Origin of the sequence: Carboxylicivirga longa (assembly GCF_050589825.1) — a bacterium.
GTDB lineage: Bacteria > Bacteroidota > Bacteroidia > Bacteroidales > Marinilabiliaceae > Carboxylicivirga > Carboxylicivirga longa.
The window spans coordinates 39,859-54,254 of the sequence record NZ_JBNGOZ010000027.1 but is presented as its reverse complement, the minus strand read 5'-3'; the positions used below and the strand labels follow the sequence as shown (position 1 = coordinate 54,254).

At 38.1% G+C, this 14,396-nt stretch carries 14 protein-coding genes and 1 pseudogene; all 15 read right to left on the bottom strand.

Features of this window, described 5'->3' with window-relative positions:
- Positions 1 to 147: 147 nt before the first annotated feature.
- The 15 genes and pseudogenes from ACRD7A_RS17305 to ACRD7A_RS17235 all read right to left on the bottom strand — a co-directional run bounded on the left by ACRD7A_RS17305 (position 148) and on the right by ACRD7A_RS17235 (position 14,355).
- The gene (locus tag ACRD7A_RS17305) at positions 148 to 1,197 is read right to left on the bottom strand and encodes a mannose-1-phosphate guanylyltransferase (protein WP_430812601.1); all 1,050 of its coding nucleotides are present in this window, start codon (positions 1,195 to 1,197) and stop codon (positions 148 to 150) included.
- 23 nt (positions 1,198 to 1,220) lie between these two features.
- Positions 1,221 to 1,595 (bottom strand): annotated as a pseudogene (locus ACRD7A_RS17300) (four helix bundle protein).
- A 42-nt stretch (positions 1,596 to 1,637) separates the two neighbouring features.
- Positions 1,638 to 2,735, bottom strand: a complete 1,098-nt coding sequence (locus tag ACRD7A_RS17295; protein WP_430812600.1) for a GDP-L-fucose synthase family protein — start codon at positions 2,733 to 2,735, stop codon at positions 1,638 to 1,640.
- A 48-nt stretch (positions 2,736 to 2,783) separates the two neighbouring features.
- Positions 2,784 to 3,158, bottom strand: a complete 375-nt coding sequence (locus ACRD7A_RS17290) for a four helix bundle protein (protein ID WP_430812599.1) — start codon at positions 3,156 to 3,158, stop codon at positions 2,784 to 2,786.
- 50 nt (positions 3,159 to 3,208) lie between these two features.
- Complete coding sequence (gene gmd, locus ACRD7A_RS17285; protein ID WP_430812598.1) at positions 3,209 to 4,324, bottom strand: GDP-mannose 4,6-dehydratase; 1,116 nt, start codon at positions 4,322 to 4,324, stop codon at positions 3,209 to 3,211.
- 409 nt (positions 4,325 to 4,733) lie between these two features.
- Positions 4,734 to 5,156, bottom strand: a complete 423-nt coding sequence (locus ACRD7A_RS17280) for a hypothetical protein (RefSeq protein ID WP_430812597.1) — start codon at positions 5,154 to 5,156, stop codon at positions 4,734 to 4,736.
- A 580-nt stretch (positions 5,157 to 5,736) separates the two neighbouring features.
- A complete protein-coding gene (locus ACRD7A_RS17275) occupies positions 5,737 to 6,159 on the bottom strand; it encodes a hypothetical protein (protein ID WP_430812596.1) in 423 nt (140 codons plus the stop codon).
- 534 nt (positions 6,160 to 6,693) lie between these two features.
- Complete coding sequence (locus tag ACRD7A_RS17270; protein WP_430812595.1) at positions 6,694 to 7,191, bottom strand: hypothetical protein; 498 nt, start codon at positions 7,189 to 7,191, stop codon at positions 6,694 to 6,696.
- Positions 7,185 to 7,907, bottom strand: coding sequence for a hypothetical protein (locus ACRD7A_RS17265; protein WP_430812594.1), 723 nt, complete (start codon positions 7,905 to 7,907; stop codon positions 7,185 to 7,187). The genes ACRD7A_RS17270 and ACRD7A_RS17265 overlap by 7 nt, the downstream gene beginning before the upstream one ends.
- Positions 7,908 to 7,910: 3 nt before the next feature.
- The gene (locus ACRD7A_RS17260; protein ID WP_430812593.1) at positions 7,911 to 8,672 is read right to left on the bottom strand and encodes a WecB/TagA/CpsF family glycosyltransferase; all 762 of its coding nucleotides are present in this window, start codon (positions 8,670 to 8,672) and stop codon (positions 7,911 to 7,913) included.
- Positions 8,653 to 9,795: a prenyltransferase/squalene oxidase repeat-containing protein gene (locus ACRD7A_RS17255; protein ID WP_430812592.1), complete on the bottom strand. Its 1,143-nt coding sequence runs from the start codon at positions 9,793 to 9,795 to the stop codon at positions 8,653 to 8,655. Before ACRD7A_RS17255 ends, ACRD7A_RS17260 begins: the two co-directional genes overlap by 20 nt.
- Before the next feature lie 16 nt (positions 9,796 to 9,811).
- Positions 9,812 to 11,164, bottom strand: a complete 1,353-nt coding sequence (locus tag ACRD7A_RS17250) for a phenylacetate--CoA ligase family protein (protein WP_430812591.1) — start codon at positions 11,162 to 11,164, stop codon at positions 9,812 to 9,814.
- Between the two features lie 474 nt (positions 11,165 to 11,638).
- Positions 11,639 to 12,721 carry a glycosyltransferase family 4 protein gene (locus tag ACRD7A_RS17245; RefSeq protein WP_430812590.1) on the bottom strand — a complete coding sequence of 361 codons (1,083 nt, stop codon included), beginning with the start codon at positions 12,719 to 12,721 and terminating at the stop codon, positions 11,639 to 11,641.
- Positions 12,722 to 12,731: 10 nt separating this feature from the next.
- Entirely contained in the window at positions 12,732 to 13,154 is a 423-nt protein-coding gene (locus tag ACRD7A_RS17240; RefSeq protein ID WP_430812589.1) for a serine O-acetyltransferase, read from the bottom strand.
- Positions 13,120 to 14,355: a hypothetical protein gene (locus ACRD7A_RS17235; protein WP_430812588.1), complete on the bottom strand. Its 1,236-nt coding sequence runs from the start codon at positions 14,353 to 14,355 to the stop codon at positions 13,120 to 13,122. The genes ACRD7A_RS17240 and ACRD7A_RS17235 overlap by 35 nt, the downstream gene beginning before the upstream one ends.
- Positions 14,356 to 14,396 lie beyond the last annotated feature (41 nt).

The window sequence follows — 14,396 nt, the reverse complement described above, 5'->3', positions numbered from 1 at the left end:
TATGAAAAACAAAAAGGCTAATCAACAAAGATTAACCTCATATATTGTTCTTCATAAGTATCACTTCTGAAAGTGCCAAAAGAAAGGTAGCATCGCGAGAATGCTACCTTTCCTATTCCTTTTGAAGACTTTACAAGCTTCTTTTCATCAACTATCCTTCTGAAACACCTTGATACTTTGTTCATCTTCTTTTTTACACACCATAAAAACATCATTGGCTTCCGTTACAATGTAATCATTCAGTCCCTGTAGCACTACCTTACGCCCATCAGGTACGGTAATGATATTATTACTACAGTCATAGATCTTCACGGCATCGCCTACCACACTGTTGCCCTGTTCATCACGACTGCGTTTCTCCCACAGACTGCCCCAGGTACCCAAATCTGACCAACCAAAACTGGCCGGCTTGGTGTAGATATTATCCGCATGCTCCATTATACCGTAGTCGATGGATATATTCTCACACTGAGGAAAATACTCGTCGATAAAAGCCTGTTCCTCATCGGAGTAATATTTTTTCTTCCCTTGCTCAAAGATTGCCGCGACTTCAGGTAAATACTGTTCAAAAGCTTTTATGATTGATTGTGCCGACCACAGGAAGATGCCGGCATTCCAAAAATAATGACCTTCTGCCAGGTACTGCTCAGCCGTCTGTCGATCGGGTTTCTCTTTAAAAGCCTCCACTTTCAAGAACGGACCACCTTGCCCGATCCCTGACTGTATATAACCATAACCCGTCTCCGGACGATGTGGCTTTATACCTAAGGTCAGAAGCACCTCATTGGAAGCTACAAAATCAAGTCCTTCAGCAATGACGGAACGGAAGGTTGCCTCATCGGTGATCAGGTGATCAGAAGGTGCGACCACAATATTCGCCGCCGGATTCTTCTGCTGTATCTTATAACAGGCGTAGGCAATACAGGGTGCCGTATTGCGCATGCATGGCTCCATCAGTATCTGTTCCTCGCGGATATCGGGCAGTTGCTCCTTTACAAGGTCGCGGTAACGCTTACCGGTAACGATGTACACATTTTCGAAGGGCACAATGCCATCCAGTCGCCCGATGGTTTGCTGAATCATCGTCTGTCCCGTTCCCAGGATATCCAGGAACTGCTTGGGCGTATCGGGCGTACTCATGGGCCAGAAGCGCGAACCGATGCCCCCGGCCATAATGATTAGGTAGTTGTTGTTCATAGTAATTCGAGAAATGAGAAAACCTAAATGCAAAATTTCTCAGAGTGCCTGAGCATTGAGATCAGCATCTTTCTGACTTCTTCATAGTTCATTAGTAATTCTTTATAATCTTCGTCTTTTATATACCCACAGTTCAAGGAGTAATTTAACCACGTCTCCGTTTCAAATTCCTAGCCGAGGCAGTCCGTTAGCTTGTTTATAAATACTTTTTCATATCTTCTTTTAGCCCAGGCTTCAGCCAAATTAGCACATATTGATCTAGATGAACGTCGAATTTGATCTACTAAGGAATACCTTTCTTCTTTAGGAAAACGCTTCGTCAACAGAAAAATTTCCATCGAAACTGCATAAGCCTTCTGACATACTATTAAATCTCTGAAACTATTTATCTGTGCCATAATTTCCCAGATTACTCAATTCTCAACGCTCAACGCTCACCTCTACTTCGTATACCACTGATACATCTTCTCAATCCCTTCTTCGATATCAATATGATGGTGCCAACCCAAATCATGGATCTTGGACGGATCGGTTAACTTACGCATGGTACCATCCGGCTTATCGGTATTAAACACCAATTCGCCTTCAAAATCTACCTTTTCCTTGATGGTCTCAGCCAAACTACGGATAGATATCTCCTTACCCGTACCAATGTTAATGTGTGTATTGCGTACCTCAGCGGCACCTGCCTGATAGGTATCTTTAAAATCAACATTTTCCATCACATACACACAGGCTGCTGCCATCTCTTCCGACCACAGGAATTCGCGCATGGGTTTGCCCGTTCCCCATATCTCTATCGATACACGTGAATTGGACGAATCTTCACTAATTAAACGAATGCCGTACTTGTCAAGGATTGACAATATCTCTTCTTCGGAATGATTGCCATTGATGCCTTCGATGGGGTTTTTATCCAAATCGGCACGCAAGGCGGTCCAGTCATTGTTTTGCAAGCATTTGCCCAAATGATTCTTACGCACCAAAGCCGGCAACACATGCGACTTCTCCAGGTCGAAATTGTCGTTGGGACCATACAAGTTAGTAGGCATCACCGAAATAAAGTTAGTGCCATACTGTAGGTTGTACGACTCACACATCTTGATGCCCGCAATCTTGGCAATGGCATAAGGCTCATTGGTGTACTCCAGGGGTGAGGTCAACAAGCACTCCTCCGACATGGGCTGTGGTGCCTCTTTCGGATAGATACAGGTGGAACCCAGGAACAATAACTTCTTCACACCGTGTTTGTACGCTGTATGAATCACGTTATTCTGAATCATCAGGTTCTCGTAAATAAACTGACCCCGGTAGGTATTATTGGCCACTATACCACCCACTTTAGCCGCTGCCAGAATCACATACTCCGGTTTTTCTTCACTAAAGAATTTATCAACCGCCAGGGCATCCATCAGGTTCAGCTCGTCGATACTTCGCCCAAGTAAATTTGAATAGCCTTTATTTTGTAATGTCTTCCATAGTGCCGAGCCGACTAATCCTTTGTGGCCGGCAACATATATCTTTGAATCTTTATTCATAATTGATGATTATAGATTTGAGAGGTGAGAATTGAGAGATGAGACATCTTACTTGCAGAATTTTCCCGGGCTCTTAATCATTGAAATAAGCATTTTTCTTACTTCTTCATATTCATTCATTAATATGACATAGTCTTCTTCCGTAATGTATTTACAATCGACAGAATACTTCAACCAAGTTTCAGTCTCAAACTCTTCACCTAAACAATCAGTTAACCTATTTATGAAGACTTTCTCATATCTTCTTTTTGCCCAAGCTTCCGACAAATTAGCACAAATAGAGCGGGATGAGCGTCGAACCTGATCGACTAGTGAATATCTTTCTTCCTTGGGAAATGTTTTTGTCAGAACAAAAATCTTCATAGAAATATGATACGCTTTCTGATAAACAATTAAATCTCTGAAACTATTTATTTGTCCCATAATCACACTCATTTCTCACCGCTCACTTCTCTTGTTTTATCTTCTCTATGTTATTCGAAATAGTTGAGAACCTCGTACCCACCTTCTTTCAGGTAACGATCTTTCTTCATCAGTTTTACATCCGATTCCATCATGTCTTTTACCAGGCCAGCCAGATCGTACTCAGGCTCCCAGCCTAGTTTTTCTTTTGATTTAGTTGGATCACCAATTAGCAACTCTACCTCCGTTGGACGATAGTAACGCGGGTCTACTTTCACCACTTCGGTACCAACAGCTACCTGATAATCAGGATTAGAGCAGGCTTTAACCACGCCCACTTCGGCTTCATCCTTACCTTTAAATTCCAACTCAATGCCTACTTCGCCAAAGGCCATCTTCACAAAGTCGCGAACAGTCGTAGTTACACCAGTGGCAATCACATAGTCCTCAGCCTGATCCTGCTGCAGAATTAACCACATGGCTTTGATATAATCCTTGGCATGGCCCCAGTCACGTTTCGCATCCATGTTACCCAGGTACAGGCAATCCTGCATACCCAAAGCAATCTTCGATACCGCACGGGTAATCTTACGCGTAACAAAGGTCTCCCCACGCAGCGGACTCTCGTGGTTAAATAAAATACCGTTGCAGGCAAACATGTTATAAGCCTCACGATAGTTCACGGTAATCCAATACGCGTACATCTTGGCCACCGCGTATGGTGATCGTGGGTAGAAAGGGGTGGTCTCTTTTTGTGGTACTTCCTGCACTAAACCATACAACTCGGATGTAGAAGCCTGATACACGCGCGTCTTCTCACTTAGGCCCAACAAACGAATAGCTTCAAGGATACGCAAAGTACCAAGACCATCCGCATTGGCCGTGTATTCTGGCGTGTCAAAACTTACCTTCACATGGCTCATGGCCGCCAGGTTATAAATTTCATCGGGCTGCACCTCCTGAATGATACGGGTCAGGTTCATGGAATCGGTCAGGTCACCATAGTGCAAAATCAGGTTACGGTTCTCCACATGCGGATCCTGATACAAATGGTCGATACGATCGGTGTTAAACAAAGATGAACGACGTTTGATACCATGAACCACGTATCCTTTTTTCAATAAAAATTCGGCAAGATACGCGCCGTCCTGACCGGTGATACCGGTGATGAGTGCTACTTTAGACATTATAGATTAGTTTATATATCGAAATATAAAAATATTATCTGAAATACTCCTTTTTAAAGCAAGATACAGAATTTATTTGTAAAGTTGAGAAGTTTATTGCTTGATGAGATGATGGGTATTGAGGTAGATTGACTGAGATTGAAAGGATTGAAGAAAGATTGATGAGATTGAAAAGATTGAGGGGGTTGATAAAGAATAAAGGACTTCGCCATTCTCGTGTCTCCACGATCCAAATTCTTTGCGCCCTTAGCGCTAAAATACTTTGCGTTCTTTGCGTGAACCAAGGGATTGATCGGAGATTAAAGTGATTGAAATAAGATTGAAGTGAAATTGAGTGGATTGTAAAGATTGACAAGATTGTCCATCAGCCTCTTTACTCACTGTTCACCTCTCACCTCTCAATAAACTACTACAACAACCCCGCATGCTTCAAGGCTTCTCGTATATTATTATCCTTCTCGGCAGCTTCCTTCAGGGCCTTCACAACCCGTTTACGAAAACGAATCTCTTCACTGACACGTTGCTTCTCCATATCCAAGGCAGATGATACCGGCTTAATAGCCGTACGCCGATCCCAAATAACCAGCGCAATCAACACACCGATCAAGCCAAAGATGGAATAAATCAAACCCGCGATCATATTACGCAGCTCCGCCTGACCTTCCTGCATTTCTTTACGCAGTGCTGCCTGGCCCTCTCTTACTTCAACACGTAAATCATCCAGACTCTTCTCGACATTATCCAGACGTGTTTCCACCCGAACCATTCGATCACGGTCGGCCTGAGTATACGGAATCACCACCTCTTTCTCTTGTGAAAAAGAAATCGACATACTCAACACGAATAATATGACGATGCTTATAAAACGCATAAGGCTAAGGTACGGAAATTCTGTATAAAGTTGAATAGTTTATCCGTTGATAAGTTTATTGGTGAAGCGGTGAGACGATGAACTGATAAATTAAGGAACTGGGGAATTGGTTAATTGTTAACTGAAAAGACAAGCTATGTAAATCTGTCTCATCCCCTTCCTACTTCTTTTGTCCGCAGATTGACGCAGATGTTCACAGATGAGCAGCTTCGCTGTTTGAGGGGATTGAAAACTCACCTCTCACCTCTCTTCGCTTCATTCTTTTCTCTACGACCTTACGTCCTTTGCATGAAATTAAAGATCGAGGAGATTGAAATAAGATTGATAAAGAATAAAGGACTTCGCCATTCTCGTGTCTCCACGATCCAATTTCTTTGCGTTCTTGGCGCTAAAATACTTTGCGCTCTTTGCGTGAACCGAAAGATTGAGGAGATTGAAATGATTGAAATAAGATTGATGAGATTGAGTGGATTGTAAAGATTTACTAGATTTCAAATCAGTCTCATTACTCACTGTTCACCTCTCACCTCTCAATAAACTACTACAACAACCCCGCATGCTTCAAGGCTTCTCGTATGTTATTATCCTTCTCGGCAGCTTCCTTCAGGGCCTTCACAACCCGTTTACGAAAACGAATCTCTTCACTGACACGTTGCTTCTCCATATCCAAGGCAGATGATACCGGCTTAATAGCCGTACGCCGATCCCAAATAACCAGCGCAATCAACACACCGATCAAGCCAAAGATGGAATAAATCAAACCCGCGATCATATTACGCAGCTCCGCCTGACCTTCCTGCATTTCTTTACGCAGTGCTGCCTGGCTCTCTCTTACTTCAACACGTAAATCATCCAGACTCTTCTCGACATTATCCAGACGTGTTTCCACCCGGACCATTCGATCACGGTCGGCCTGAGTATACGGAATCACCACCTCTTTCTCTTGTGATAAAGAAATCGACATACTCAACACGAATAATATGACGATGCTTATAAAACGCATAAGGCTAAGATACGGAAATTCTTTATAAAGTTGAATAGTTTATCAGTTAATGAGTTTATTGGAAAACTTATGAATTGGAAAATTGAGAAATCGGGAAACTGGTATGCACAGAAAATACATGATGTGCTAATCAACTCAATCTGTGTCCTTCTATCTGCTATTTCTTTTGTCCGCTGATTGGCGCAGATGTTCACGGATGAACAGCTTCGCTGTTTGAGGCGATCGAAGACCGGAGAAAACTCACCTCTCTTCGCTTCATTCTTTTCTCTACGACCTTACGTCCTTTGCATGAAATTAAAGATCGAGGAGATTGATAAAGAATAAAGTACTTCGACATTCTCGTGTCCACACAATCCAAATTCTTTGCGGTCTTGGCGCTAAAACACTTTGCGTTCTTTGCGTGAACCTGAAAGATTGAGGAGATTAAAGTGATTGAAATAAGATTGAGTGGATTGTAAAGATTGTCCATCAGTCTCATTACTCACATCTCACCACTCATATCCCACCTCTCACCTGCTTCCAGATAACTGAATCTTGTTCCCTGGTCGCTGCACCCTGCAAATAATAGCACGTTAAAGCCAAATAAATTGCATTAATACCACTGGCAAATACATGACCTGCCAAACCCCCAATAATAAAATACTGACTCACCAAGAACCAACCCAAATAATTATTCATTTTAAACTTAAACAGCGTCTTAAATAGAACCCAGTAATAAATACCGGAACCAACAATCCCACCATAGGTAAACATATCTATCATATCCATCTCCACGAAGCTCGTAGCCGGATTAACACCGCCAAACAAATAATTATACCAACTCCAATTCTCAAATACGGCGGGTAAGCGCTCCAGTATTAAAAGGTTTCTAAACGAAGTAATCATCGTTAGCAAATCGGCCTCTTGTAAAAAAGTACGATAAAAGTCAAAAACACCCATTGTATACAGCCCATACATTAACAGTCCTCCAGCCAAGAGCACTCCACCTAACAAACGCCATTTATTAATTCGCTTTTGAGTAAAAACAAAGTAAATAGCCGCGGAGGCATATAAGATAAAATGGCCTTCGCCCCCAACAAAGCAGAAGCCAGTAGTAGCGTTACCAGTGAAAACACATAGAGCTTATGTCCTGTGTTATTATACTGTGCCCATAAAAAAACAAAAGCAATCACATAAAAAAAGTTGGCTTCGTTTTGAGCTATTAAAAAACCTGAATAACCGAAACGGTGACTTCCATAAGTTAAAAATACCGGCCAATCGAATATAAAGGCTGCTATCACCGTTATGCATTGAAGAAGGATTAAGCCTGCGAATAGCTTAAAGACATAAGAGCGTTGTGGAATAGATCGATCCTTTATAAAGTAGTACAGGACAAAAGGCAAGGCCAGCTTAAAGAGGCGAATTAACCAAGTAAAAAGGTGTGTATTATCACTGAAGTTAATGCCTACCAAAGCAAAAAAACTAACCAAAAGTAATGTAAGCCCTATATGTGGGAGATATTTCTTATACCACAAAAAGTAAGACACAATGCATACCATAGCCATTCCCTTGGTAATGGCAGAGAGCTTAATGTGAGCGCTTATGGGAAAAGTAGCAAAATAGTTGGTGTGCGACAGTATGACATTTAAAGCATCACTTATAAAAAACAAAAGGAGCATTCCCATTATCAGGGAAGCTCCTCTATCCTTAAAAAGTATCTTATTTAGCATTATTTACCTGTTCTTTTTAAATCGTTCCTTAAGAACCAGCCATATAAATTTGGAGTTACCCACCAAATAGCGCTTCCACATACGCTTTGGCTCTTGGGCAAAACGATAAAACCATTCCAAACCTACTTTTTGCATCCACAACGGCGCTCGTTTGGTAACACCTGCTACCACGTCAAAACTTCCCCCAACTCCCATTACAAAAGGCACCTTCATAATGGATTTATACTTATTGACGAAGATTTCCTTTTTAGGTGAGGAGATGGCCACAAACAATAGTTGCGCACCGCTTGCTGCAATATCCCTAGCTATTTGTTCTTCGTCTTCCCCTTTAAAATAACCATTGCGATAACCTGCAACAACATCAGGTGAGTATGTCTTAGAAAAAACATCAATTACCTTTTTAACAACCTCTTCTTTAGCACCCAGAAAATAACACTTTAAGCCCTTTTCATGAGCCATCTTTACCAGGTTCAGCATCAGATCAATACCTGCCACACGTTCGGGCAAAGGTTGCCCCAAAATCTTTGATGCCCATACCACAGCCTGACCATCGGCATTAATTAAATCGGCATCCAATACCGAATCGCGTAATTCAGCATCAGTTTGCATGGCCACAATCTTTCCGGCATTAACCACTACATGCTGAAGTTCTGTATTCGTTTCTATTGCAGCGGCAATCCGTGCAACTGTTTGTTGCATTGTAACTGCTGCAATAGGAATAGAGAACAGATTAACATCTGTAATTCTATTTTTCTCTAAATTCATATAAGTAAAATGATAATGCATAATACATCCATGCTTGTGCCCATCGCATGTAAGGAATCTTGGAAGTAAAGTATTTCTTCTTCTGGAAATAAAAATACCCTTTTGAGGTGTCAAACATATTTTCAACCGTCCAATTTAAAACCCTTTCTACTAAAACTTTCTCCTCCTTGAGTTTACCTAACTTAAATAAGGTAGCCACCAATTGAGCAGGAGCGTGAATATCAATTGGGTAAACTTTATTGTTGTAATACTTTGGTATCCCTTCCTCAGTAAAGAAGTTTTTTAAATAATAGTCTAAGCCTTTTTGAATAACACCTTCAAACTGTGTATCACCTGTATACTTTTGGTAATCTGTAAGACACTCTAAATTATACCCGGTATGAAAATTATCGACCCATTGGTGAAACGGCAAGGTACCATAAGCCCACGAACCATCTTTCTCTTGAGCTTTTACGCAGTATTTAACACTCCCCTCAGCTGTTTCTCTTAAAATTTCTTCCTTCGTATATGAATATACCCTTGCCAAGAGTCTGCTACCTAGTAGAGATGCATTATAAACCTGCGTTTTATCTAATGGTGAATAAGAAAAACAGAAAGTACCATCAGACAAATGCGTTCGATTTAAGTCATTAAGAACAAAATCGCAAGCCGAACGAGCTTCAGCTAAAAGCTTTGGATCCTTAAATAAATCGTAGACATCTAAAAGTGCATTGGCGATAAAAGAGGTTGCCACAACTGTAGGTGTACCTTCTGGTTGAAAAAAAGCACGCGCTTGCCAATCAAAATTATAGCCCCAGCATGAACCGCTAAACCCGCTTGATTTCAAATCTAATATCTTCTTGACAAGAAAATCAATTCTCTCACTTGATTGGCTCTTTTTTTCTCGTTCAAAATTCTTACATTCAGCTGATAAAAATAATCCCAACGCTTTAGGGTTATATTCTTTAGGTACTCCGGTAACTTTTCTGTAATTCAATGAACTTCGCTTGAAAAGTTGAATCCAGGCCAATTTACAGAAACGATATTTCTTAAATGGCAGTAACTGAAAAAGCTTGCTATTTAATCCATCGTAGGGATCCCAGCCCTTAAAATTCTCTTGAGAAACATAATTCTCAAGTTTCAAAAAAGTAATTTTGAAATTATTTCCTGAGTAATAATTGAAACTTTCCATTTTTATGTTTAATCAATTCTCTAACTTTCTTCACCTCAATTTCAGCATCATTATTCAAAACACTTTTAAAATGATCTTTGAGTGCCATTTCATCGTTTTCATCAAACTTCTCATTGGGTATAATCATAACCTCCAACTTTCCTTTTTCTACTTGGCGATATTGCAAACCATCAATTTTATCATAAATTTCAGTGTGAAGATTCAAGGCTGTAGTGCTTACCCAAGAGCCGTCTTTATTATACACTTTATCGCCTTGCCAGCGACCTAAAATTTTCGACAATACGATCCCTTCATAATCACAATGTGGACATTTCGATCCATAATACTCTGCAAAATCCCCAGTTTTATAACGAAGTAGGGGCATAACTTCATTGTAATAGGTACTTCCAACAATTTCACCTACCCCACCAGGTTCAAGAACATCGTTGCCATCCTGATCAATCAATTCAAAAAAGCCATAATATTGATCAACATGATAAAGGTTGCTATTAGGACAATTAGCAGCAAAAACAAGTTTTTCACTATGTCCGTAAAACCCCATCAATTTAACCTTAAATATATCTTCTATAAGATAGCGTTGATTATCTAAAATATTCTCAGAACTAGCTAGTACAGCCTTTAATGATGGCAAAGTAAATCCCTGATTCTTTAGATAAGAAAAAAAACTAAAAGCTGCCGAAGGGTATGCATGTAGAAATTTAATCTTATATCTTTTTAGTGTTTTATATATGCGATAGTAATTCTCGTCACTACTATCGAAATTATTAAAAACTACTTCTTTAGTAATTGGATTGACGAAGCACCACTTGTTACCTTCAAACTTATGATTACGCAATACTCCTCTTAAATGAAACTTATAACCCACTTTTTCCCAGTGGTGATATAAAGTACCATACTCTACGATATACCTATTCTTTGGCAACCGTATTTTCATCGGTTTGCCAGAGGTACCAGCTGTTGTAGACACATCGTAATCATTGGATGATTTATTTAAGAACTTGTCATAATTATTGAGAACAATATCCTTGTCGATTAAGGGGAGTCGCTTCTTAAAATCGTATATTGAATTAATTGAATCCAATTCAACATCTTCATAAAACGCAACTTGTCCTTCAATTTTATCTAACAATTGCCTAATAAGCTCAAACTGCTGCTTTTCATTCAGACACCTTTTATCATGAAGTTGATTCTTATAAGCTTTAAACTTATTTCCATAAACCAATGTATTTGAGAAATTAATCTTAGCAAAAATTAATCCAGTAAAACGATTACACTTCGATAATTTATTTAAAAGCGAGATTTTAAACTTGGTGATACTCATTACTCTTCTTTTACTTACACTTCTATGACTATAATACACTGTATTGCAACCTCTCAAAAACGATACATACACCTATGAGCTTTAAGATACCTTTCTCCCATGAAAACTTCGTCCTGATCTCAAATAATTCATTTTGGTTACATTTCTCATCGAGTACAATTATATCCTATTTTAAACTCCAAATAGGTAAAGCTGAATATTCTGACTGAAGTAATACACTTCCCTGCTCATCACAAATGACAACTACCAAATACTTTTCTTTTGGAGACTTTGACGATAGTATAAATTAAGAAAACAAACCTCACACTCTAAACAATCAAAACCTTAAAGTACTTTCAAACTACTCTAGCAATGAATCGGCCTTAACTAGTTAAGGTAATAAGAATCGCATATCTATGCTCATGTCTCGAATAAGGGTGACGAGAGAAAAACCTAAAATTGCCTAAAGTCCAACAGGCTGCTAATTTAAAAAATTTACTTTGAGCAAGATTTATTTTTAGTCCTATCAGAATACAATAACTCGATATAAATTTTACTTAATTGAGAAATTACATTCTCAGGATAAAAGGACCGTATCAATCCTTTTGAGCAATAAGAATACTCATGCCTATCTACTTCTATCATTTGTTTTATGCACCTAAAAAGCATTTCTTGATTACCAGGCTCAATAACAAAGCCATTTCCTTTAATAACTTCAGGAATCCCTCCAACAGTTGTTGAAATAATTGGTAATCCATATGACATTGCTTCTAATATAGAAATAGGCAAGCCTTCATTATATGAAGGTAAAATATACACATCCGAGTTATTCAATAAATGCTCTTTCTTTCTTCCATCAACCCAACCTACATACTCAACCAAATCGGAAATCTCTCTCTCTTTTATCTCTCTCTGGAGTCTTTGAATTTCACCATCCCCACCAATAAACAATTTAAAATTGCCGTTAAGATAATCCCGATGTTTAGCAATTGACTCTATTAAATCAAACACCCCCTTTCTATCTCCAATTCGTCCTAGAAACAAGAATTTGACAAATTCATTATTTGTAGGTTGCTTTTCTATAATATTAGGTTTTGGAACAATATTATTTACTACAGCAATTCGCTTAATATTATAAGTTTGAGTAAAGTAATTTTTCCATGACTCAGATAAGCAAATAATCTGGTCAACATTCTCAATAAAATCTTTCAGGCAAATTCTTGTAAAATAGCTTGCTTTATTGGAAAATAATTCAAAATTTGCACCATGTATATGATATACTATCTTTTTATTGCTAAATACGCTAACAAATTTATAGATAATATATTTCCTAAAAAAAGAGCCATATGAGGCCCCATGTATATGAATAATTTTCCTAGTGGAAAAAATTGCACTAAAGATGGTGTGTACCAAAATAAAGGGAGATAATAAATAGTTTACTAATTTATAATAAAAAGGAAAGGTAGAAACACATGAAAATCCTGTTATAAACTTTTGGTATGTACAAAGAACTGAATTTACTCCTCCCTTAGCCTTACTATGGTAAGGCCCAATGAATAGTACTTTATTTAAATCCATACTTCATCTATTATTTAGTCTTTAATTCTTTGGCTGGTACACCTCCAACTACAGCATCTTTTACAACATCACATATAACTACTGCATTGGCACCTATCACAGCATTATCCTCAATAACAATAGGCCCTAACACAGCTGCACCAGTTGATATATATACATTATTTCCAATTTTCGGCACATCATAATGACCAGATTTACCTCCAATAGTTACATTCGTGCCAATCATTACGTGGTTCCCTATGATTGCTCTTTTATGAATCACAACACCAATACCACCATATCCTAATCGTGTTCCTTTTCCTATTGTACATTGGTACGGAATACTACTATTGTAAACTAAAAAAATAACTAATTTTAGAAAACTTGGTATTAAAGGTACTTTATATCTATAGAGCAAGTTAGCTATCCTGTATATATAGATCGCGTTTATCATTATCAAAATATTTACATCTTAGTATTGGATATATAAAAGTTAACGACAAGCTAGCATATATCAAATTATTAAGTCCAAATGACCACAAACTATCAAATAGAATGGCTATATATATAGCACAAACTACTTTTACACTATTTTTCTTCATTAAATGAATTTTCGTTAGCAGCGGTAAACAAAGAACCATGAGATAAAAAATGGCACCAATGAGACCAACTTCTACAAATAAATGAGGATAATATGTGTCAGTGGTAGCCAAATGTGGCGTACTAAACCAATTAAAGTTAACTTCATTATAAAATGGTGAATTAAAAGCCCTTGACTCAGCTCCTCCAAATGCTCCTAATCCTTGTCCAACAAAGTTTAGATTCGCCACTTCATTAAACATAACGCGGTAAGACTCTGCCCTAACAGAGTCTCCATCGACAATGTACAACATCAGGCGAAGCATAATTTGATTTGAAAACTCCTCAAATACACTAACGAAGAAAAGTGCTAGAATTATAGAGATACTCAGAAATGTTGTGAAAATTATTTTTCTATTTTTATAAAAAAGAATCAATAATAGGATAAACACAACATAAGCCTTCATTGAAAAGCTAAAGATAACTCCTAGCAAAGATAAAACTAATGCCCATTTTCTAAGTTTTGAGTTTGAATTGTAAAAATAAGCAATAAAGAAAACAACTAGATTAAAAAATCCATAAGCCCCAAAAAAAACCAACAAACCAGTTCCACGTAGTACACCCATAAATGAATTAGAGTAAGCTATTCCACTATCAGTTACATTAAAAAACCATAGGCTGTACCCCAATAACCATAAAATATAAATACCAACCTGAGAAAGGTTATTAATGATTGAAAAGACAAATAGAACTGATATTAATTTATTGGAATCTTTTATTGTATACCCATAATAAAGAAATATAAATGGAAAAAGATATTTATAGTAAGAAATTAAGGCTGCAGGTAAACTAAAAGATATTATCACTCCGGTAATTAGAAAAATATTAAGTATATAAAAAAGGACTACATTGCTATGTTTCTGCTTCGAGAAAATAATTATAACCAATGCAAGCAATATCGAGATATTTTTAAAAATAACGCCAACTAAATTAGAAACAGGCGTTATACACTCACCTACAATTATTAATATCAAAGGGAGAATATTTGCAGCCCCAATATTTATCTTTAAATCCATTATATCATATACTTTTCAAGACAACTACTATCGCACAATAC

Excerpts from the sequence above, each read along its gene's own strand:
- ACRD7A_RS17250 (WP_430812591.1), bottom strand. The coding sequence starts at position 11,164 with ATGAGTATCACCAAGTTTAAAATCTCGCTTTTAAATAAATTATCGAAG.
- ACRD7A_RS17275 (WP_430812596.1), bottom strand. The coding sequence starts at position 6,159 with ATGTCGATTTCTTTATCACAAGAGAAAGAGGTGGTGATTCCGTATACT.
- ACRD7A_RS17305 (WP_430812601.1), bottom strand. The coding sequence starts at position 1,197 with ATGAACAACAACTACCTAATCATTATGGCCGGGGGCATCGGTTCGCGC.
- ACRD7A_RS17280 (WP_430812597.1), bottom strand. The coding sequence starts at position 5,156 with ATGTCGATTTCTTTTTCACAAGAGAAAGAGGTGGTGATTCCGTATACT.
- ACRD7A_RS17290 (WP_430812599.1), bottom strand. The coding sequence starts at position 3,158 with ATGGGACAAATAAATAGTTTCAGAGATTTAATTGTTTATCAGAAAGCG.
- ACRD7A_RS17235 (WP_430812588.1), bottom strand. The coding sequence starts at position 14,355 with ATGGATTTAAAGATAAATATTGGGGCTGCAAATATTCTCCCTTTGATA.
- ACRD7A_RS17260 (WP_430812593.1), bottom strand. The coding sequence starts at position 8,672 with ATGAATTTAGAGAAAAATAGAATTACAGATGTTAATCTGTTCTCTATT.
- ACRD7A_RS17265 (WP_430812594.1), bottom strand. The coding sequence starts at position 7,907 with ATGCTAAATAAGATACTTTTTAAGGATAGAGGAGCTTCCCTGATAATG.
- gmd (WP_430812598.1), bottom strand. The coding sequence starts at position 4,324 with ATGTCTAAAGTAGCACTCATCACCGGTATCACCGGTCAGGACGGCGCG.
- ACRD7A_RS17295 (WP_430812600.1), bottom strand. The coding sequence starts at position 2,735 with ATGAATAAAGATTCAAAGATATATGTTGCCGGCCACAAAGGATTAGTC.
- ACRD7A_RS17240 (WP_430812589.1), bottom strand. The coding sequence starts at position 13,154 with ATGATAAACGCGATCTATATATACAGGATAGCTAACTTGCTCTATAGA.
- ACRD7A_RS17245 (WP_430812590.1), bottom strand. The coding sequence starts at position 12,721 with ATGGATTTAAATAAAGTACTATTCATTGGGCCTTACCATAGTAAGGCT.